Here is an 18,287-nt window from a genome sequence, read left to right as displayed (position 1 = left end):
AATAAAAAAACGGCGTTCAAATTACTTAAACGCCGTTTTACTTCTTTATAAAATAGGATTTCATTATCGAATTGCTTTGACAAAATCAGCGATTTTACCTGTTCCATTTTCGGTTAAATGCGTAATAAAAGCGCTTCCTATAATGGCTCCTTTGGCAAATTGTGTGGCTTGGTTGAAGGTTTCGGCATTGTTAATTCCAAATCCTATTACTTGAGGGTTTTTTAGGTTCATGTCGGCAATGCGTCTGAAATAATTTTCTTGTGTGCTTCCAAAACCAGATTGAGAACCGGTGACACTTGCGGAACTCACCATATAGATGAATCCATTAGAAACGCTATCAATAAAACGAATGCGTTCATTTGAAGTTTGTGGAGTAATCAAGAATACATTGATTAAGCCGTACTTTTCAAAAGTGGCTTTGTATTGATCAGCATAAACATCTACAGGAAGGTCTGGAATAATTAATCCATCGATTCCTATTTCTTGGCATTTCTTGCAAAAATTCTCTACTCCATATTGCAACATAGGGTTAAAGTACCCCATAATTACTAAAGGAATACTCACGGTTTTACGAATATCCTTTAGTTGGTCAAACAACAATTGCGTTGTCATACCGTTATGCAAGGCTTGGGTAGAACTGGCTTGAATGGTTGGTCCATCGGCTAATGGATCGCTAAAGGGCAAACCAATTTCGATCATATCCACTCCGTTTTTTTCTAAATCTTCAATGATTTGTACGGTATCATTTAGGTTAGGATATCCAGCAGAGAAATAGATAGAAAGTATCTTTTTACCTTCTTGTAGTTTTTGATTTATTCTGTTCATTATTCTATTTTTTTCAGATGTGAAATCTGTTTTTAGCTTATTTATTGGTATTTAAATTTTAGCACTATAGGCCCAAGCGATTTCTTTGGACTGCAACTGTACTTCAACACGTTTGTAATGGCTCCCTTCATAGGTGTCAGCAAGCTGCAATTCCTTTTCGGTTAAATCATAAACCATCCCTTCAATGGTGTCTTCATTGTTTTGAGTAGGAGCAATAATAGGATAAGGCTCCATTCCAAATTCTTCTTCAATTAGGATTTCTTTTACTACGTATCCCATCAATGTTTCAGGAACTCCACGAAGTGTTCGTCCAAAAACATCTTCTTGAATGTCTTTGTCTTTTAGGGTTCCGTAAGCGAATAATTTTTCCATTTTTTCTGTTTTGAAAATTTATTTAAAAATTGAATCTTCTCGTTTTTGTTTGCGTTAGGGATAGCAGCGGTATCTTTTTGTTTTGTCCCGCCTCTAGGGACGAAACAAAAAATTTAGCGAATAGCCCGACCGCTTGCCCTGAAATTTTTCAGGGTAAACGGTAACGCCCTGAAATAAATTCAGGGTATACCCAACTATAATTTGAAATAATCGATATAGGTATTTAAATCTTTATCGCCACGTCCCGAAAGATTGATGACCACAATATCTTCTTTTTTGAACTTCATTTCGTCCAGTACAGCAAAGGCATGAGCACTCTCGATTGCAGGGATAATTCCTTCCATTTTGGACAGTTGCAGTCCCCAATTCATCGCTTGATCATCGGTAATTGAAATGAATTGTGCTCTACCCGAAGCAAATAAATGCGCGTGCATAGGTCCAACACCTGGGTAATCTAACCCTGCCGAAATAGAATACGGCTCGGTAATTTGGCCATCAGGCGTTTGCATCAACAAAGTTTTACTTCCGTGAATAACCCCCACTTTTCCCAAAGCAGAAGTTGCAGCACTTTCACCAGAATGCACACCTAAACCAGCAGCTTCAACAGCTATAATATTCACATCTTTTTCGTCTAGAAAATGGTAATAGGCTCCAGCCGCGTTGCTACCGCCACCTACGCAAGCAATCACATAATCTGGGTTTTCACGACCTTCTTTTTCTAGTAGTTGCTCTTTAATTTCTTTAGAAATCACAGACTGGAAACGCGCTACCATATCCGGATATGGATGCGGTCCTACAACTGATCCAATGATATAATACGTATCTACGGGGTTGTTAATCCAGTCGCGAATCGCTTCGTTTGTAGCATCTTTTAGGGTTTTTGAACCTGAAAGTGCTGGACGAACTTCGGCACCTAACATTTTCATGCGGGCTACGTTTGGCGCCTGACGTTTGATGTCAATTTCTCCCATGTATACAATACATTCCAGTCCCATCAAGGCACATACGGTGGCAGTTGCCACACCGTGTTGACCAGCACCAGTCTCGGCAATGATGCGTTTTTTACCTAAACGCTTGGCTAAAAGGATTTGGCCAATTGTATTATTTACTTTGTGTGCTCCAGTATGGCATAAATCTTCTCTTTTTAGGTAGATTTTAGTTCCGTATTTTTCAGATAAACGTTCTGCAAAATATAATGGTGTAGGGCGACCTACGTAATCTTTTAATAAGGCATCGAATTCAGCTTGGAAATCTGGGTCGGCCGTAATTTTTAAATAATTCTGACGCAACTCTTCCACATTTGGATATAACATTTCAGGAATGTAGGCTCCTCCAAATTCTCCGTAATAGCCTTTTTCGTTTACGTTGTATGACATTTTTTTAATTTTTATTTTATTTATTTTCTGCACGGTTAAACGTGGAGACGCTCTGCAGCGCTTCTCTACAGAATGATATATTTTTTAATCCAGGTTCTATTTCAAATTTACTGTTTAGATCAATTGCATGAACAGGTAAATTGGTTTTTAAAATTTCATTAACATCAATCAATTCCTCGAGACCTATTCCGCCACTTAGGAAAAAAGGTTTTGATGAGGGATATTTTTCTAAAACTTTCCAATCGAAAGTGGTTCCGTTTCCGCCAGGTAATTTTCCCTTGGTATCAAAAAGGAAATAATCACAAACCGATTCAAATGGTTTAAGCTGTTCAAAGTCAAAGGTATCCAAAATTGAAAATACTTTTATGATTTCGATATCCTTTAACAATGTTTTTTTTAATTCGGCACAAAAAGCGACTGATTCTTTGCCATGCAATTGTACCGCTTGTAAATCGTGTTGCTTTACTTTTTCAACAATAGTTGCTATCGATTCATTGACAAATACGCCCGTTTTTTTTATTGATTTTGGCAATTCAGGAATAATTCCATCAAAATAGCGCGCTGACTTTTTCCAAAATATAAATCCCATATAATCGGGTAGGAGCGCTCCTAGTTCGAGAATATTGTCGGGATATTTCATACCGCAGATTTTGATTTTCATAATCTTTTATTTAAACGTATTTAACCGTAAAGTGCGCAAGGGTTTCGCGAAGTTCGCTAAGCTGTGCTTTAATTTTATTCTATATTATTCTTTGCTCTTTTTTCTTTTCTCTAACGAGTTAATTGCTTTATAAATTCCGTAGCGGCTTGACCAGCATTATCTGTTTTCATGAAGTTTTCCCCTATCAAAAAACCTTTGTATCCGTATGGTTTTAATTCAGTTATGGCTTCGATTGACGATATTCCACTTTCGGAAACTTTGACGAACTCATTCGGGATTTTATCAGCCAATTGCTTGCTGAAATCCAAACTTACCTCGAAGGTTTTTAGGTTTCTATTGTTCACACCTATCATATCTAAGGTAGGCATGATCGATTTTTCTAATTCTTCTAGATTATGCACTTCAAGTAAAACCTCTAACCCTAAACTTTTGGCAAACTCAGATAATAATTTGATTTCGTCACGCGTTAAAACCGCTGCGATTAGTAGAATCAAATCGGCTCCATGTGCTTTGGCTTCTAGGATTTGGTATTCATCGACAATAAATTCTTTTCGCAATAGCGGAATATTTACTGAAGCTCTTGCCAAAAGCAAATCATCCAAAGAACCTCCAAAATATTTCCCATCAGTCAATACTGAAATACCACAAGCACCGGCAGTTTCATATCCTTTTACCACTTCTTCTACGGTAAAACTATGATTGATAACTGATTTTGAAGGAGAACGACGTTTGTGCTCCGCAATGATTCCAGTAGTACTGTTTCTTAAGTTTTCACTTAATGGAATAGTCTTTTTATCAAAGAAAATCGAAGCTTCCAATTGCGAAACGGGAATTATGGATTTCTTGAGAATGACTTCTCGTTTTTTATCAACTATTATTTTATCTAAGATGTTCATTGTTTTTTGTTTAAAGTTTTCTTTGTTTAAAGTTTAAAGTCCCCGTTTTGAGCAACTTTAAACCTTAAACCTTAAACTATTTTTTTATTTACTTAACTCCTGCAACGTTTTCAACGCTTTTAATCCTTTTCCTGAAAGTAAACTTTCTTTGGCCTGAGCGAAACCTTCCAAGGGCGTACATTTTGTAACTGTTGCAATTGCCATAGCTGCATTGGCACATACTACATTATTTTGTGCTTCATTGCCTTTACCTGATAGGATATCAATAAACATTTGTGCCGACTCATCGATTGTTTTTCCTCCCCCGATTTCACTTTGGGATAAAAGGCGAACACCAAAACTTTCATGGGATAGCATTCCTTCCATACTGCTAGTGATAATCTTTGTTGGACTTGTTAATGACACTTCATCATAGCCGTCTAGTGAATGTAGAATGGTGAAATTCACATCGGTATTTTGATATAAATACGCATACATTCTAGCTAGTTCTAGGTTGAAAACACCTACCAACTGATTTTTTGGAAAAGAAGGATTTACCATAGGTCCTAACATATTGAAAAAGGTTTTTACGGCCAATTCTTTTCGTATTGGACCTACATTTTTCATAGCGGGATGAAAAAGGGGAGCATGTAAAATACAAATACCCGCTTTATCTATCGAATTTTCTAGAAAATCGGCGTCATTGCTAAATTTGATTCCTAATTTTTCCATGACATTACTAGATCCAGAGATGGAAGAAACACCGTAATTACCATGTTTAGCGACTTTAATTCCAGCACCAGCAGCTATAAATGAAGCCAATGTAGAGATATTGAAAGTGTCTTTTCCGTCACCACCAGTTCCACATAAATCAATAGCATTATAGGATGCTAAATCAACACGAATGCACAATTCCAATAGTGCTTCTCTAAATCCTGCAAGTTCCTCAATACTAATGCTACGCATCATATACACGGTAAGAAATGCCGAAATCTGACTTGGATTATAACTTCCGTTTGAGATATTAACCAATACATTTTTTGCCTCTTCTTTGGATAGCATTTCGTGGTTGATTAATCTATTTAGTATGTTTTTCATTTTGTTTTTGTTTAAAGTTTCAGGTTTAAAGTTTCAAGTTCTAAAAATTGAACATTATGCTTTAACCCAATTCTCTAGCATTTTTTTTCCGTTTGGTGTCAAAACGCTTTCGGGATGAAATTGCACGCCACGTACATCATAGGTTCTGTGACGCAACGACATTACTTGTCCATTTTCGTCAAATGAAGTGGCTTCAAGAACGTCAGGTAAATTGGTGTCAACCACCCAAGAATGGTAGCGTCCTACTTCAAATTCATTGCCCAAACCTTCAAATAAAAGTTCATCATCGACAACGGTTTTTACATTGGTAGCTATACCATGATACACTTTGTCAAGATTAGAAAGCGTTCCTCCATATACTTCACCAATGGCTTGCTGACCAAGACATACACCAAAGATACTTTTGGTAGGACCGTATTTTTCGATTACGGCTTTCAATAATCCTGCTTCATCTGGAATTCCAGGACCTGGAGAAAGTAGTATTTTATCAAAACGCGCTATTTCATCAATATCAAATTCATCGTTTCTATATACTGTCACTTCACAGTTTAAATCCTCTAGGTAATGTACCAGATTGTATGTGAAACTATCGTAATTATCTATAACTAGTATTTTCATTTTTTTATTGAAAATTGAAAGATTTAAAGATTGAAAAAAGCTCATTTTGAGGAATCTTTAAATACTTAAATTATTAAATCTTTTAATTATTTTTTAAATTGTTTCTGCCAAATCAAGTGCGGTATTCAATGCTCTTAATTTGTTATATACTTCTTGCATTTCACTTTCTTCATCAGAGCTGGCTACAATTCCTGCACCGGCTTGAGAATGCAATTGGTGATTTTTGCTTAGGAATGTTCTAATCATTATGGCGTGATTAAAGTTGCCTTCAAAATCCATAAATCCAATGGCACCACCGTAGAAATTACGATTTGTTTTTTCATAATCTTCAATGAGTTGCATCGCTCTGTGTTTAGGTGCTCCACTCAATGTTCCAGCAGGGAAAGTATCCGCTACGACTTGCATTGTAGTGGCTTTTTCATGTAAATGCCCCGTTACTTTTGAAACTAAATGAATGACATGTGAGAAAAACTGCACTTCTCTATAGCGTTCTACATTTACGTTATGACCGTTGCGGCTTAAATCATTACGAGCTAGATCAACCAACATCACATGTTCGCTATTTTCTTTTTTGTCTTCAGATAATTGTTTGGCAAGAACCGCATCTTTTTCATCATCACCAGTACGCTTGAACGTTCCTGCTATAGGATGAATTTCTGCCTTACGGTCTTTAACTATAATTTGAGCTTCGGGCGAAGAGCCAAATATTTTGAAATCACCATAATCAAAAAAGAAGAGGTAAGGGGATGGGTTGATGCTTCTTAATGCTCTATATACATTGAATTCATCTCCTTTGAAACCTTGAGTGAAACGGCGTGATAATACTAATTGAAATACATCTCCACGGAAACAATGCTTTTTGGCCAAAGCCACATTGTGTTTAAACTCTTCATCAGTTAAGTTAGAGAAACCTTCTCCTTCTTTGGTAAACTTATAAGAGGCAATATTTCTTGATTGTAAAAGTTGCTCCATCTCTGAAATATTATTTCTTCCATCTAAACTATGACAGAAAATATAAGCTTGATTTTTGAAATGGTTAATCGCAATTATATTTTGGTATACGGCATAATACACATCAGGAATGGTATTGCTATTTTCTTTTTTGGCAATTTTTACTTTTTCAAAATAACGAACTGCATCATAAGAGATATATCCAAATAACCCATTGTTTATGAATTTAAAATCATTTTTTTCTGATTTGAATTGGTGTGAAAATTCTTGAATAACTTCTGGAATTGAAGTATTTTCATCAATCGCTATTTTTTCAGAAGTCCCATCAGGATAGGTTTTGAAAATAGTTTCGTTTTCTATTTTTATAGAAGCGATGGGATTACAGCAGATGTAAGAAAAACTGTTGTCACTTCCATGATAATCACTACTTTCAAGCAATAAACTATTAGGGAATTTATCACGTATTTTTAAATAAACACTCACAGGAGTTATCGTATCTGCAAGTATTTGTTTGTATTTAGTATTTAAAGTAAATAGTTTCAATTGAAATAATTTTTATAATTTATAATTTGATGAAAGGTAACTTTTTAGCACAAAAAAAAGGCCTGTCGTCATGACAAGCCTTTTATATTTATATTTGATAATACTATAGGAGCTTAGTTCACGACTATTGACGTAAATTGTTCCACCACCAAGTATTGTTTATTGTTGTTTTCATGTTACAAATATATAAATGTAAATTGGTTATTCAAATACAATAAACTAAAAAAAATCTAATTTTTTAATCTTTTTTGTTAGATTATTAGATAGATTGAAATAAAAAACCCAACAATTACTTGTTGGGCGAATTAGTAAACGTGGTATTATATAATATTTAGAATTTTAAAGCTACTGCTAATTCAAATTCATCAGAGATTGCTTTGTCTCCAAGGTTATCAAAAATACTTCCTGAACCGTATTTAATGTCATATTTAGTTCTATCTACGTTGAATGCTGTTGTTGCTGTATTTCCGTTCACAGCGATATCAAAAGTTACTGGTTTAGTGATTCCTTTAATTGTTAAATCAGCAGTAACCGTGTAAACATTTTTAGCTTTTGCTCCAATTTTTTTGAAAACTAATGTAGAAGTTGGGAATTTTTCAGTTCCAAAGAAATCTTCTGATTTCAAGTGACCGTTTAATTTTCCTTGGTATTCACCTGAAAGATCAGTAGAAGTCAATGATGTCATGTCAACTGTGAAAGTTCCACCTACTAATTTTGCTCCTTTGAAAACAAGTGCACCATCTTTAAGGTTTACAGTACCATTATGTTGTCCTGTTACTTTTTTACCAACCCAGTTGATTGTACTTGCTGATGCATCTACTTTTTTAGTTTGTGCAGATACTGATACTGTAGATAAAACTACTACTAATGCTAATGCAATTGATTTTAAATTTTTCATGTGTTTAATTTTTGTGTTAAAATTGATTTTAATTAATGATTATAGTGTAATAAATAAATCCTCGTTTGATTTTCTAACTTTTGGGTAATGTTGAGTTTCATCTTCAGCATGTCTGTAACCTAATGTTGCTATTAATGAAGCGTTTAAGCCTAGTTCATTTAAGCCTAATATTTCATTTACCTGTGCTGGATCGAAACCTTCCATTGGTGTAGCATCAATTTTTAGTTCAGCTGCAGCATTTAATAAATTTGCTAAAGCTAAATACGTTTGTTTTGATGTCCAATTTTTTTTGATTTCAGGTTCTAATGTTGTTATTTTTGATTTCATGAAATCACCATAACCAGACAAAGCTTCAATTGGAGTATTTCTTGTTTCACTAATGTTTTTCAAATAACTATCAATTGTTGTGTCATCAACATTGGTTTCATTTGCAAAAATAATTAAGTGAGAAGCATCAACAATTTGCGATTGTCCCCATGCTGCTGGTTGAATTTTTGCTCTTAATTCTGGGTTCTCAACTATTAGTACTTTATAAGGCTGTAATCCATAAGAAGAGGTACTCAAACGAATGGCTTCTTTTAAAGTGTCTAAATCTGCTGTTGAAATTTTTTTTGCGCTATCAAATTTTTTTGTAGCATAACGCCAGTTTTGTTTATCTAAAAAGGTATTCATAATTTTTATATTTATTGATTTCTGTATTTTTCTAATAATTCATTTAATAATTCTAACTCTTCGGTATTTAAATTCTTGGAGAAGTATTTCTCATGTTCTATCACTTTAGGATCTAATTCAGTTAAAACATCTAATCCTTTTTGAGTAATCATCACTTCAATTTTTCTTCTGTTTTCAGGACAAACATTCCTTGTAACAAAATTCTTTAATAATAATTTATCAACTAAGCGGGTGGTGTTACTTGTTTTTGCTATCATGCGCTCTTGTATCACACACATGTTAGCCGGATTTCCTTTTTGACCTCTTAATATTCGTAACACATTATATTGTTCTCCAGAGATGTCATAAGGTTTCATCACTTCATTAAATTTTTCATTTGTGATATTTTGAGTATATAAAATATTCAAAATAATTTTTTTTGAAATATCTAATGGTATGGTGCTTTTTATTTCATCTTCAATTTTCATAATACCCTATCTTATTTGTTGGTACAAATGTAACACTTTTTTTATTTGTATATACAAGTGTTAGGTTAATTATTTGTAGTTATTTTATTTAGACGGAATCGGTTAGTTATTAAGTTATTGTTTTTCAGTGTATTATGAGTTTGTTTTGAAGTAGGTAAATGCTCGATCTAAAAGTCATTTTTTTTAATTAGTATAAAATTATAGCTTTTAGATTAGTTTTAAAAGGTGACAGAAGTAGCGTTTCGCTCTTTTTTATCCCTTTTTTTGGTTTGCTTTGAGTTATCATTGCAAGTTAAATCACGTACTATTAATATAAAGGACTAACTCTTGTTATTTAGGATCTCGTAAATAACATTGGAACCATTATCATCATCTTTTCGATTTTGCATAAAATGTAAACCGCATTTTTCTAGTAGTTTTCTAGAATTTTCGTTTTTAGTATGTGTAAATGCCTCTATCTTGGCTAGCTTTAATTTATTAAAACCAAAATCAATGACGCATTTTAATACTTCCGTCATGATTCCTTTATTTTGAAATTCAGGATTTAATCCATACCCCACTTCAGCAATTGTATTATTCTCCGAAAAACTCCACAAACAAATCGTACCTATAATTTGTGGTTCATTACCATAAACGATTCCCCATGTCACTGATTTATTGTTTTCGAAGTCTTGATTGATTTCGGTAATAAATTGTAAGGCTTGTTCGAGTGTTTTTGTTTTTCTATTTTCAGGTCTTTCGATGAACTGATTAATGGTTTCATCTGATCTTAAGTATAAGATAACTGGAGCATCTGATTCTTCGATTTTTCGCAATAATAGGCGCTCTGTTTTTATTTCTGGAAAGGGTAAAAAGTTCATTTTAGGTTTGGTTTTAGTGGTAGCGAATATAATTAACATTTAGCTGCGAGGTAGACGATTTTTTAATCTGTCAGTTCAAATGAAGCATTATCTTTTTCTTCTCCATTTATGATAATCGAAAGTTTTTGTTGTCCAGCGTAAAATTTTCGAGTCGTAATGAGTTTAAAACTTTGCCTTCTTAAAATATCAGAAGATTGATTGGGTTCAAAAAGACGTTCACTTATTTTAAATACTTTCTTTGAAAGTTGGCCGTTTTGTCGAAGATAATAAACCGCATATTCAAGTCGTACCGTTTGTTGTTTTTCATTATTATTTTGAACAGAAAACGAAAACTCCAAATGGTTTCCAATAGCTACTTTTGGAGTACTTATTTCAAAATTGGCGATGGCTACATTTGAGCTATCAAGTCCAAAGTGTTTTAAAATTTCAGTGTTTCCTTGCTTTAACAAGGTTCTACAACCGTGTTTTATAATAGCATCGGTCTCCTTGCTGTGTCCTTTCCAGTTGGTGGCAATTTCAATAACTATTTTTGGATTGTCTTTAGCAATGTCGTTAAGATTGTTTGCTACGCTTCGTCTAACATATTCTGAGGTATCTGATTTGAGATGGGTCAATAAGGGCAGAATAGGAGAAGGATTTTTTTTAAGTTCGGGGATAGCCATAGCCCAAGGTAGGCGAGGTCTGCAACCTTCGGAAGCCAGTCTTCGTATGTGATGATTGGGAGAATTTGCCCATACTTTCATCACTTCAATGGTTTTATCAAAATCGTGTTTCAAAAATTCCCGAATGGCAAATTCCGAAGAGCCAAACTGGGTGTAATAAGCCAATGCTTCCATAGAAGTTTCAAAATCATGAATACCAAATTGCCCCACATAATCAGGAAAAACAAGTGCCGTATAACCCGTTGGACTGTTTGGAATTACTTTGTTTAATAGTTGTATGGCTTCTTTAAAATCTAATGGAAGGTGATTTTTAAGTGTAATGGATGTAAAACGCAATCGTTCATTTAACGACCTGTTTTCTAATCCAATAGTTACTTCATCAATGAATTTTGTAGTATTAAAATTCACATCTGCATTATTAAATGCTGTTGCTAAACGCTCATAGAATTTTTTATTGAACATCTCCTTCAATTCTGCTGCCATATTTTATTTTTACTAATTAGAAAATGCCACCAGCAAAGGTAGCATTTTCTTTATTTTAAGTTCTATCTCGTTTTGTTAAGAAAATAATTAAACCGCTATTTTCAATGATGGAATAAGTACGTCATTGATTTTGGATAAACACTGATTCCTGTAATTTCAGTTTTAGGTCATTGGGGAGATGAAAATGAGAGCGTTTGCGTTCCGTTATTTTTAAAAAAGAGCAAATTGTATTGGAAGATAGGGCGAGTTGTTTATTGGTTATTTTTTGTATTTTTTAATTGTTAGTACATTCCAGAGGCTTGCTTTCGGTATTAATGAGCCAATACCAAGCCTTTAAAAATATAGACAAATCATTAAATTAAACTACTGGTTGTTTTTTTTTATTTATAAACTTTAAAGTTGTTTAATTACTTCTATTTTGTTAATAGTTCAACTTTATAGTGTTTTTTATTTTAATGTTTATATATTTGCATATAATTTAACACGTTAAGATGGCGGATAAAGCAATTGCAAAAACTGAAGCAGATTATTAAAGTATGGGGCATTATCTTCTCCAATCGCCCCAAAAATAGTATTCAAAATCTTGCAGATTTAAGTATTACTGCCAAAATGCGTGAAGAAATAATTTTCAATCTAGAAATTGAGGATTATAGTGAAGGTCCTTTAGAGGAAACTCAACAAGGGGGAGCTGAAATGTGGGTTTTCGGTAAAACAATTAAAGGTCAGCAAATTTATATTAAGTTGACTATTTCAAAAATCACAGACCAAGCAATTTGTATTTCTTTTCATAAGGCCGAATTCCCAATGGAATTCCCACTTAAGGATTAAACTAAAAAAACAAATTAATTATGAAAAGTCCAATCACAGGTAAGGAAATGACCTTACAAATTGAAAAAAATATTTTGGAATTTAGAAAAGAAAAATTTGAATATAATCACAAAAGTTATTATTGTGCAGATAGCGTAGAATCATTTACAACCACAGAGTTGGATGAATTTAATTTAAATCAAGTGTATAATCAATATAGGGATAAGCATAATATCCCTTTTCCGGACCAAATTATTAAATTAAGGAATACTTATGGTTTATCTGCAAGTATGATGTCCAAAATATTGGGTTTTGGGACGAATAGCTATAGGAATTATGAAAAGGGGGAAGTTCCAAGTTTAGCAAATGCTAATTTAATTAATACGGTTTCAAATAGTATTTTGAACTTTAAGTTATTAGTTGATTTAAACAATGATTTGAATGATGAAGAAAAAATAAAAATCCTTAAAAGGATTGAAGTTGTCATTGAAAATTATCGAGAAAGCAAAGATGATAAAAATTATGTAGGCATTTTATTTGAAAATAGGTTACCTGATAATTATACAGGTTATAGAAAACCTGATATGGAAAAGATGTCAAATATGATTTTGTTTTTTGCTGAAAAGCTGAATCCTACGGAAACAATGATGAATAAATTATTATTTTATTCTGATTTTTATAATTATAAGAATACAGCATATTCAATAAGTGGCGCAAATTATATGGCGCATAATTATGGTCCAGTTCCAGTAAGATTTGGAGGTATATTTGATTACGCTGTAAATAAGGACTATATTTTCATGAAAGTGGAAGATTATGGAAATGGATATTGGGGTAAATGCTTTTATAAATCCAGTCAAAAAGATTTTAATTCAGAATTATTCAATTCCGAAGAAATAGAGTCTTTAAACGTTATTGTAAATACATTCAGAGGTTGCAATGCTACTCAAATAATGGGGAAAAGCCATGAGGAAAAAGCTTGGTTAGAGAATGAAAAAAGCAAAAGTTTAATAGATTATAATTATGCATTTGAATTAATTCACGTCTGATTTTTTCAAATGTTTGCCAAGTAACTTATACCATCAAATATATAGAACTTTTTACGTTTTATCGATTCCTTCACTCCAATCCATAAAAAAAACCTGAGCTGCTTTTACAACTCGGGTTTTGAATTTTATATAAAAACTAGAATTAGTCTTTCAAACCAATTTTAGTTAAAATAGTCTCTAGCAAACACCATTTGGTAAAGGCAGATTGAATTAAATTAACGCCTATAAAAGCGGTGAACCACATCCAGTTTTGATTTACATAGATAGTCAATGCTAAACTGATTAAGATAAAAGATCCCACGATAATTCTAAATACTTTATTTTTCATTTTCTAATTTTTATTAATTTGATTTTTCAATGTTTAATACGGCAATATGAATATTGGACAAAGTCTTTTGTTCCAAATTAAATTCATTTACCAGTTCAAAAAACAGATCTACATTTTCTTTCTTTACAAAAGCATAATACAAAATAGATTCGTTTTCATTCATTTCGCTTCCAAACCAATTACTTTCAATTGCTTCTTCAGAAATATCTTTAAATCCTGTCACCTCCTTATAGGTAAATGTTTTTACATCTGCTTTTTTAAGCATTTTTTTGATGGCTGCGTCAAATGCCGTTATGGCTGTTATGATAAGTAGTTTCATTGTTTTTTTGTTTAAGGTTTGAAGTTTGAAGTTTAAGGTTTTAGTGCTGTAACTTTAAACTTTAAACTTTGAACAATTTTTATTTTTCCCATTTCTTTCTCTCTGTGATGTAATAAATTAACGGTACCACAATCAAAGTAAGAATAGTAGAAACAATTGCTCCAAATACCAATGAAATAGCCAGTCCTTGAAACAACGGATCAAATAAGATGATAGACGCTCCAATTACAACTGCTCCAGTTGTCAATAGAATAGGGGAGGTTCTTACTGCTCCAGCCTCGATAATGGCTTGCTTCAATTCGACACCGTCATTCAATCGTATTTCGATAAAGTCAATCAGTAAAACCGAGTTTCTCACCATAACTCCTGCCAAGGCAATCATACCAATGAAAGAAGTAGCAGTAAAATAAGCGCCCAATAACCAGTGACCAAATACAATCCCAATTAATGATAACGGAATCGCAAGCATCATCACGATCGGTGTTTTAAAGTTCTGGAACCAGCCTACAATCAACATGTAGATGATTACGATGGCTACCATAAAGGCAACACCTAAATCACGGAATACTTCTAAAGTAATCTGCCATTCTCCATCCCATTTTACAGTGAAATCACTTTCATCCATAGGTTGTTCCATGTACAATTCATTGACTTTATATCCTTTTGGAATACTCATTTTGTCCAATTTCTCGGTCATTCCCAGAATGGCATACACAGGACTTTCTAGTGCTCCAGCCATATCTGCTGTTACATAAACCACCCGTTTTTGATCTTTTCTATAAATGGTTTTTTGTAGCGTATCTGTTTTTACTTTTACCAAATCACTTACAGGAATCATATTCCCTTGAGTTCCTTTTATTTTCAAGTTCTGAATGTCTTGCAAGCTTGTTTTGTCTTTATCGTCAAGCGAAAGAACAATAGCTACATTATCATTAGAATTTTCGGCATACAAATTAGAAATAGGATATTCCTTCAATAAATAAGTCAAATTCCCCACTATTTGTTGTGGTGCAATTCCGTTCAGCATTGCTTTTTCTTTGTCCACTTCCAGTTTGTATTCTATTTGATTGTCTTCTACAGTCCAGTCGATATCTACAATACCATCTGTTTTATGTAAAATGTCTTTTACTTGCTGCGCCACTTTAATTTGATCTTTGTAATTTGGTCCGTAAACCTCAGCAACCAATGTTGATAATACAGGAGGTCCTGGTGGCACTTCGATAATTTTTACATTTGCACCATATTTTTTAGCTATTTTCTGAATTTCAGGACGTACCGTTTTTGCGATGTCGTGACTTTGTAATTTTCGATCTTCTTTGTGTAATAAATTTACTTGAATATCAGCCATATTACTTCCACCACGCAAATCATAATGGCGCACTAATCCGTTAAATGTAATTGGTGCTGATGTTCCAATGTAGTTTTGATAATTAACGACTTCTGGAATGGTCGTTAAATATTGCGCAATTTCTTTAGTAACCGCTGATGTTCTTTCCAGAGTTGCTCCTTCAGGCATATCAATTACCACTTGAAATTCATTTTTATTATCAAAAGGCAACATTTTTACCAAAACTGATTTGGTAAAAAACATAGCAACAGAACCAAACAATAATAAAACAGTCACACCTACAAGCACTCTACGCTTCATGCTGCTTTCCAATAAAGGACGCTCTAGCTTGTTGTAAATCTTATATATAAAGTTAGTTTCTAAACCTTCGGCTTCTTTATGTTCTTGCGTATCTTTTTCTTGTAGTAAATGGTATCCCAAATAAGGCGTAACAGTCAAGGCAACAAACAGTGATAAGATCATGGCAATCGAAGCGCCTATAGGCATCGGACTCATATAAGGTCCCATCATTCCAGATACAAACGCCATTGGTAATATAGCGGCAATAACCGTAAATGTTGCTAAAATCGTTGGATTTCCTACTTCATTTATCGCGTAAATAGCGGCTTGTTTAAAAGGCAATCGCTTCATCTTGAAATGCCTGTGCATATTCTCTGCGATAATAATACTGTCATCGACGACAATTCCCACCACGAATACCAAGGCGAAAAGTGTAATTCTATTCAACGTATAATCCAGCATATAGTAACTGAATAATGTCAAAGCAAAAGTCAATGGAACCGAGAAGAAAACTACTAATCCACCTCTCCAGCCCATAGCAAACATCACTAAGATCGTAACCGCCAAAATTGCAATTCCTAAGTGCATTAACAATTCACCCACTTTGTCTGATGCTGTTTCTCCATAATTACGAGTTACCTCAACATGAACATCGTTCGGAATCAAGTTCGATTTTAAATGGTTTACTTTTTCAATGATTTTCTCCGAAATTTTCATGGCATCAGCCCCTTTTACTTTACCTACAGATATCGTAACCGCTGGATATTCAGATTGGGCGCTTTTATAGTTTTCGTTTGTTTTACCGTAACCAAAAGACACATAATTTCTAGCAGTCGATGGTCCGTCTTGAATCGTAGCCACTTGTTTTAAGTAAACCGGCATATTTTTATTGACACCTACAACAAGATTTTCTACATCATCGGCTGAGGTTAAGAATTTCCCTGTAGTAATCAAATATTCTTGATCTTGATTTACAAAACTTCCCGATTGAGAACTACTGTTATTGGTTTGAATCATTTGCATGATACCCAAAGCATCAATGCCATTCTCAGCCATTTTATCTTTGTCTAAAACTACTTTTAGTGTTCTACTACGTCCACCAATTTCTTTGGTAATGGCAACATCTTTTACTTTTTCAATTTCCGAAGTTACTTCTTCAGCAATTTGACGCAATTGAAAATCATCCATTTTTTCGCTCCAAAGCGTGATCCCAAGCATAGGAACATCATCAATAGAACGTGTTTTTACCATCGGTTTGTATACTCCTTTTGGGAACATATCTTCGTGTTTTGCTAGTTCGTCGTACAATTTTACATACGAACGCTCCACATCTTGACCTACATAAAACTGAACAATAAGCATCGCTTGACCATTCATAGCCATCGTGTGCACGTGTTCCACCCCTTTAATATTAGAGATGATTTTCTCCAGCGGTTTTGCCACACGGCTTTCTACTTCAGTAGGACTCGCTCCTGGATAACCCACCATGACGTCGGCCATAGGAACATTAATTTGTGGTTCTTCTTCTCTTGGAATGAGAAAAGAACTATATACACCAATGATCATCAAACCCACCATCATCAAAATGGTTAGTTTTGAATTGATGAAAAAATTGGCAATTTTACCTGAAATTCCTTCTTGCATAATTATTTTGTTTAAAGTTTAAAGTTTCAGGTTTTACCTAAAACTGAATACTATTTACTGATTTACTGAACACTTACCTTAGCTCCGTTAAACAATTTTCCTTCGGCGGATACAATATATTTTTCGTCGGCTGATAATCCGGAAAGCACTTCTACTTGGTTGCCAAAAGTTTTTCCGGTACGCAACCATCTTAGGATAGCCACACTTTCATTTCCTATGGTGTAGATTCCTGTAAGTTGTCCTTGTCTTATCAAAGCACTTTCGGGAACCAAAGTCACATTGCTTTGGGTGGCGTTTACCTTGTTTTCAACAGGAAACTGCACATTGACAAACATTCCTGACAATACCGAACTGTCCGTTTTGTCCAAATTTATTTTTACCAGATATTGTCCGCCTGTGTTTTTTGCAGACAAACTCACTTCGCTTACTTTTCCGGTAAGTTTTTCATTGGATGATTTTACCAAAATGCTGACAGGCATTCCTTTTTTTATACTGGTAATATCACTTTCCGAAACCATTGCAGTCACTTGTAATTTTGAAGCTCCTTCAACGCTTACCAGCGGCATACCAGGATTAGCCATATCACCTTCTTTTACAAAAGTATTAGTCACCACTCCAGAGAATGGAGCCGTAATATTAGAATAATTGAACTGTGCCAAAACCTCATTTCGCATTTGTTTTGCCCCTTCAAGTCCTGCTTTTGCCATTTCGTAACGAGCAGTCATATCGTCTAATTCTTTTTGAGAAGCACTTTGTTGTTTGAATAAGTTTGTAAAACGATCATAATCTTTTTTAGCGCTATTGTAACCAGCAGTTGCTTGAAGAATACTAGCGTCTACTTGTGCTTTTTTAGCTTGTAAATCTGAATTGTTGATGCTTACTAATGATTGTCCAGCGCTTACTTTTTGACCAATAGTTACATGAACTTTAGTTACATAACCCATCATTCGGGTACTTAAATCGGCACTATTTTCGGCCTCAATTTTCCCACTTGCACTTACAAATGGACTGTTATCATTTTCGGATACTCCGCTTACTTTTACGGCAATTGCAGGAGATTCAGCAACCGCTTCTTTTTTCTCTCCGTTGCAGGATGTTAAAATAAAAAGGGAGATTGAAATTAGTGTTATTATTTTTTTCATGGTTTTTCGT

General features: G+C 34.0%; 19 protein-coding genes. 2 read left to right on the top strand and 17 right to left on the bottom strand.

Going from position 1 to position 18,287, the window contains the following annotated elements; translation table 11 throughout:
* Positions 1-63: 63 nt before the first annotated feature.
* From trpA to AB3G36_RS15105, 13 genes are all read right to left on the bottom strand, one after another.
* Positions 64-825, bottom strand: coding sequence for a tryptophan synthase subunit alpha (trpA, locus tag AB3G36_RS15165; RefSeq protein WP_367754102.1), 762 nt, complete (start codon positions 823-825; stop codon positions 64-66).
* A 51-nt stretch (positions 826-876) separates the two neighbouring features.
* Positions 877-1,197, bottom strand: a complete 321-nt coding sequence (locus AB3G36_RS15160; protein WP_367754100.1) for a gamma-glutamylcyclotransferase family protein — start codon at positions 1,195-1,197, stop codon at positions 877-879.
* 194 nt (positions 1,198-1,391) lie between these two features.
* On the bottom strand, positions 1,392-2,573 hold the full coding sequence (gene trpB, locus AB3G36_RS15155; RefSeq protein WP_367754098.1) for a tryptophan synthase subunit beta: 1,182 nt from the start codon (positions 2,571-2,573) through the stop codon (positions 1,392-1,394).
* Positions 2,574-2,589: 16 nt separating this feature from the next.
* Complete coding sequence (locus AB3G36_RS15150; RefSeq protein ID WP_367754096.1) at positions 2,590-3,234, bottom strand: phosphoribosylanthranilate isomerase; 645 nt, start codon at positions 3,232-3,234, stop codon at positions 2,590-2,592.
* Between the two features lie 110 nt (positions 3,235-3,344).
* Positions 3,345-4,130 carry an indole-3-glycerol phosphate synthase TrpC gene (trpC, locus tag AB3G36_RS15145; RefSeq protein ID WP_367754095.1) on the bottom strand — a complete coding sequence of 262 codons (786 nt, stop codon included), beginning with the start codon at positions 4,128-4,130 and terminating at the stop codon, positions 3,345-3,347.
* A gap of 84 nt (positions 4,131-4,214) precedes the next feature.
* On the bottom strand, positions 4,215-5,207 hold the full coding sequence (trpD, locus tag AB3G36_RS15140; protein ID WP_367754093.1) for an anthranilate phosphoribosyltransferase: 993 nt from the start codon (positions 5,205-5,207) through the stop codon (positions 4,215-4,217).
* Between the two features lie 54 nt (positions 5,208-5,261).
* Positions 5,262-5,825 (bottom strand): aminodeoxychorismate/anthranilate synthase component II, encoded by a 564-nt coding sequence (locus tag AB3G36_RS15135; protein ID WP_367754091.1) that lies wholly within the window; start codon positions 5,823-5,825, stop codon positions 5,262-5,264.
* 93 nt (positions 5,826-5,918) lie between these two features.
* Positions 5,919-7,319, bottom strand: a complete 1,401-nt coding sequence (locus tag AB3G36_RS15130; protein ID WP_367754089.1) for an anthranilate synthase component I family protein — start codon at positions 7,317-7,319, stop codon at positions 5,919-5,921.
* Between the two features lie 331 nt (positions 7,320-7,650).
* Positions 7,651-8,217: a YceI family protein gene (locus AB3G36_RS15125; RefSeq protein ID WP_367754087.1), complete on the bottom strand. Its 567-nt coding sequence runs from the start codon at positions 8,215-8,217 to the stop codon at positions 7,651-7,653.
* 39 nt (positions 8,218-8,256) lie between these two features.
* Positions 8,257-8,889, bottom strand: a complete 633-nt coding sequence (locus tag AB3G36_RS15120; RefSeq protein WP_367754085.1) for an NAD(P)H-dependent oxidoreductase — start codon at positions 8,887-8,889, stop codon at positions 8,257-8,259.
* Between the two features lie 11 nt (positions 8,890-8,900).
* Positions 8,901-9,356 carry a MarR family winged helix-turn-helix transcriptional regulator gene (locus tag AB3G36_RS15115; protein WP_367754083.1) on the bottom strand — a complete coding sequence of 152 codons (456 nt, stop codon included), beginning with the start codon at positions 9,354-9,356 and terminating at the stop codon, positions 8,901-8,903.
* A 320-nt stretch (positions 9,357-9,676) separates the two neighbouring features.
* Positions 9,677-10,216 carry a GNAT family N-acetyltransferase gene (locus AB3G36_RS15110; RefSeq protein WP_367754081.1) on the bottom strand — a complete coding sequence of 180 codons (540 nt, stop codon included), beginning with the start codon at positions 10,214-10,216 and terminating at the stop codon, positions 9,677-9,679.
* 62 nt (positions 10,217-10,278) lie between these two features.
* Complete coding sequence (locus AB3G36_RS15105) at positions 10,279-11,361, bottom strand: DNA alkylation repair protein (RefSeq protein WP_367754079.1); 1,083 nt, start codon at positions 11,359-11,361, stop codon at positions 10,279-10,281.
* Positions 11,362-11,868: 507 nt separating this feature from the next.
* Between AB3G36_RS15105 and AB3G36_RS15100 the strand changes: the two genes are divergently transcribed.
* Both AB3G36_RS15100 and AB3G36_RS15095 read left to right on the top strand, forming a co-directional pair.
* Positions 11,869-12,189 (top strand): hypothetical protein, encoded by a 321-nt coding sequence (locus AB3G36_RS15100; protein ID WP_367754078.1) that lies wholly within the window; start codon positions 11,869-11,871, stop codon positions 12,187-12,189.
* A gap of 20 nt (positions 12,190-12,209) precedes the next feature.
* Positions 12,210-13,217 (top strand): type II toxin-antitoxin system antitoxin SocA domain-containing protein, encoded by a 1,008-nt coding sequence (locus AB3G36_RS15095; RefSeq protein WP_367754076.1) that lies wholly within the window; start codon positions 12,210-12,212, stop codon positions 13,215-13,217.
* Between the two features lie 142 nt (positions 13,218-13,359).
* Here AB3G36_RS15095 and AB3G36_RS15090 read toward each other — a convergent pair whose 3' ends face one another.
* From AB3G36_RS15090 to AB3G36_RS15075, 4 genes are all read right to left on the bottom strand, one after another.
* Positions 13,360-13,545: a DUF2892 domain-containing protein gene (locus tag AB3G36_RS15090; protein ID WP_367754074.1), complete on the bottom strand. Its 186-nt coding sequence runs from the start codon at positions 13,543-13,545 to the stop codon at positions 13,360-13,362.
* 13 nt (positions 13,546-13,558) lie between these two features.
* Positions 13,559-13,864 (bottom strand): hypothetical protein, encoded by a 306-nt coding sequence (locus tag AB3G36_RS15085; RefSeq protein WP_367754072.1) that lies wholly within the window; start codon positions 13,862-13,864, stop codon positions 13,559-13,561.
* Positions 13,865-13,943: 79 nt separating this feature from the next.
* Complete coding sequence (locus AB3G36_RS15080; RefSeq protein ID WP_367754070.1) at positions 13,944-17,135, bottom strand: efflux RND transporter permease subunit; 3,192 nt, start codon at positions 17,133-17,135, stop codon at positions 13,944-13,946.
* Between the two features lie 62 nt (positions 17,136-17,197).
* On the bottom strand, positions 17,198-18,277 hold the full coding sequence (locus AB3G36_RS15075) for an efflux RND transporter periplasmic adaptor subunit (protein ID WP_367754068.1): 1,080 nt from the start codon (positions 18,275-18,277) through the stop codon (positions 17,198-17,200).
* Positions 18,278-18,287 lie beyond the last annotated feature (10 nt).

The organism is Flavobacterium sp. WC2430 (assembly GCF_040822075.1).
Lineage (GTDB): Bacteria > Bacteroidota > Bacteroidia > Flavobacteriales > Flavobacteriaceae > Flavobacterium.
This window is presented reverse-complemented; position numbering and strand designations above follow the sequence as displayed.

What these genes read in the sequence shown, in the direction of transcription:
- AB3G36_RS15125 (WP_367754087.1), bottom strand. Translation starts at nt 8,217, where the DNA reads ATGAAAAATTTAAAATCAATTGCATTAGCATTAGTAGTAGTTTTATCT.
- AB3G36_RS15095 (WP_367754076.1), top strand. Translation starts at nt 12,210, where the DNA reads ATGAAAAGTCCAATCACAGGTAAGGAAATGACCTTACAAATTGAAAAA.
- AB3G36_RS15160 (WP_367754100.1), bottom strand. Translation starts at nt 1,197, where the DNA reads ATGGAAAAATTATTCGCTTACGGAACCCTAAAAGACAAAGACATTCAA.
- AB3G36_RS15120 (WP_367754085.1), bottom strand. Translation starts at nt 8,889, where the DNA reads ATGAATACCTTTTTAGATAAACAAAACTGGCGTTATGCTACAAAAAAA.
- trpD (WP_367754093.1), bottom strand. Translation starts at nt 5,207, where the DNA reads ATGAAAAACATACTAAATAGATTAATCAACCACGAAATGCTATCCAAA.
- AB3G36_RS15085 (WP_367754072.1), bottom strand. Translation starts at nt 13,864, where the DNA reads ATGAAACTACTTATCATAACAGCCATAACGGCATTTGACGCAGCCATC.
- trpA (WP_367754102.1), bottom strand. Translation starts at nt 825, where the DNA reads ATGAACAGAATAAATCAAAAACTACAAGAAGGTAAAAAGATACTTTCT.
- AB3G36_RS15115 (WP_367754083.1), bottom strand. Translation starts at nt 9,356, where the DNA reads ATGAAAATTGAAGATGAAATAAAAAGCACCATACCATTAGATATTTCA.
- trpB (WP_367754098.1), bottom strand. Translation starts at nt 2,573, where the DNA reads ATGTCATACAACGTAAACGAAAAAGGCTATTACGGAGAATTTGGAGGA.
- trpC (WP_367754095.1), bottom strand. Translation starts at nt 4,130, where the DNA reads ATGAACATCTTAGATAAAATAATAGTTGATAAAAAACGAGAAGTCATT.
- AB3G36_RS15075 (WP_367754068.1), bottom strand. Translation starts at nt 18,277, where the DNA reads ATGAAAAAAATAATAACACTAATTTCAATCTCCCTTTTTATTTTAACA.
- AB3G36_RS15150 (WP_367754096.1), bottom strand. Translation starts at nt 3,234, where the DNA reads ATGAAAATCAAAATCTGCGGTATGAAATATCCCGACAATATTCTCGAA.
- AB3G36_RS15090 (WP_367754074.1), bottom strand. Translation starts at nt 13,545, where the DNA reads ATGAAAAATAAAGTATTTAGAATTATCGTGGGATCTTTTATCTTAATC.
- AB3G36_RS15105 (WP_367754079.1), bottom strand. Translation starts at nt 11,361, where the DNA reads ATGGCAGCAGAATTGAAGGAGATGTTCAATAAAAAATTCTATGAGCGT.
- AB3G36_RS15110 (WP_367754081.1), bottom strand. Translation starts at nt 10,216, where the DNA reads ATGAACTTTTTACCCTTTCCAGAAATAAAAACAGAGCGCCTATTATTG.
- AB3G36_RS15135 (WP_367754091.1), bottom strand. Translation starts at nt 5,825, where the DNA reads ATGAAAATACTAGTTATAGATAATTACGATAGTTTCACATACAATCTG.
- AB3G36_RS15080 (WP_367754070.1), bottom strand. Translation starts at nt 17,135, where the DNA reads ATGCAAGAAGGAATTTCAGGTAAAATTGCCAATTTTTTCATCAATTCA.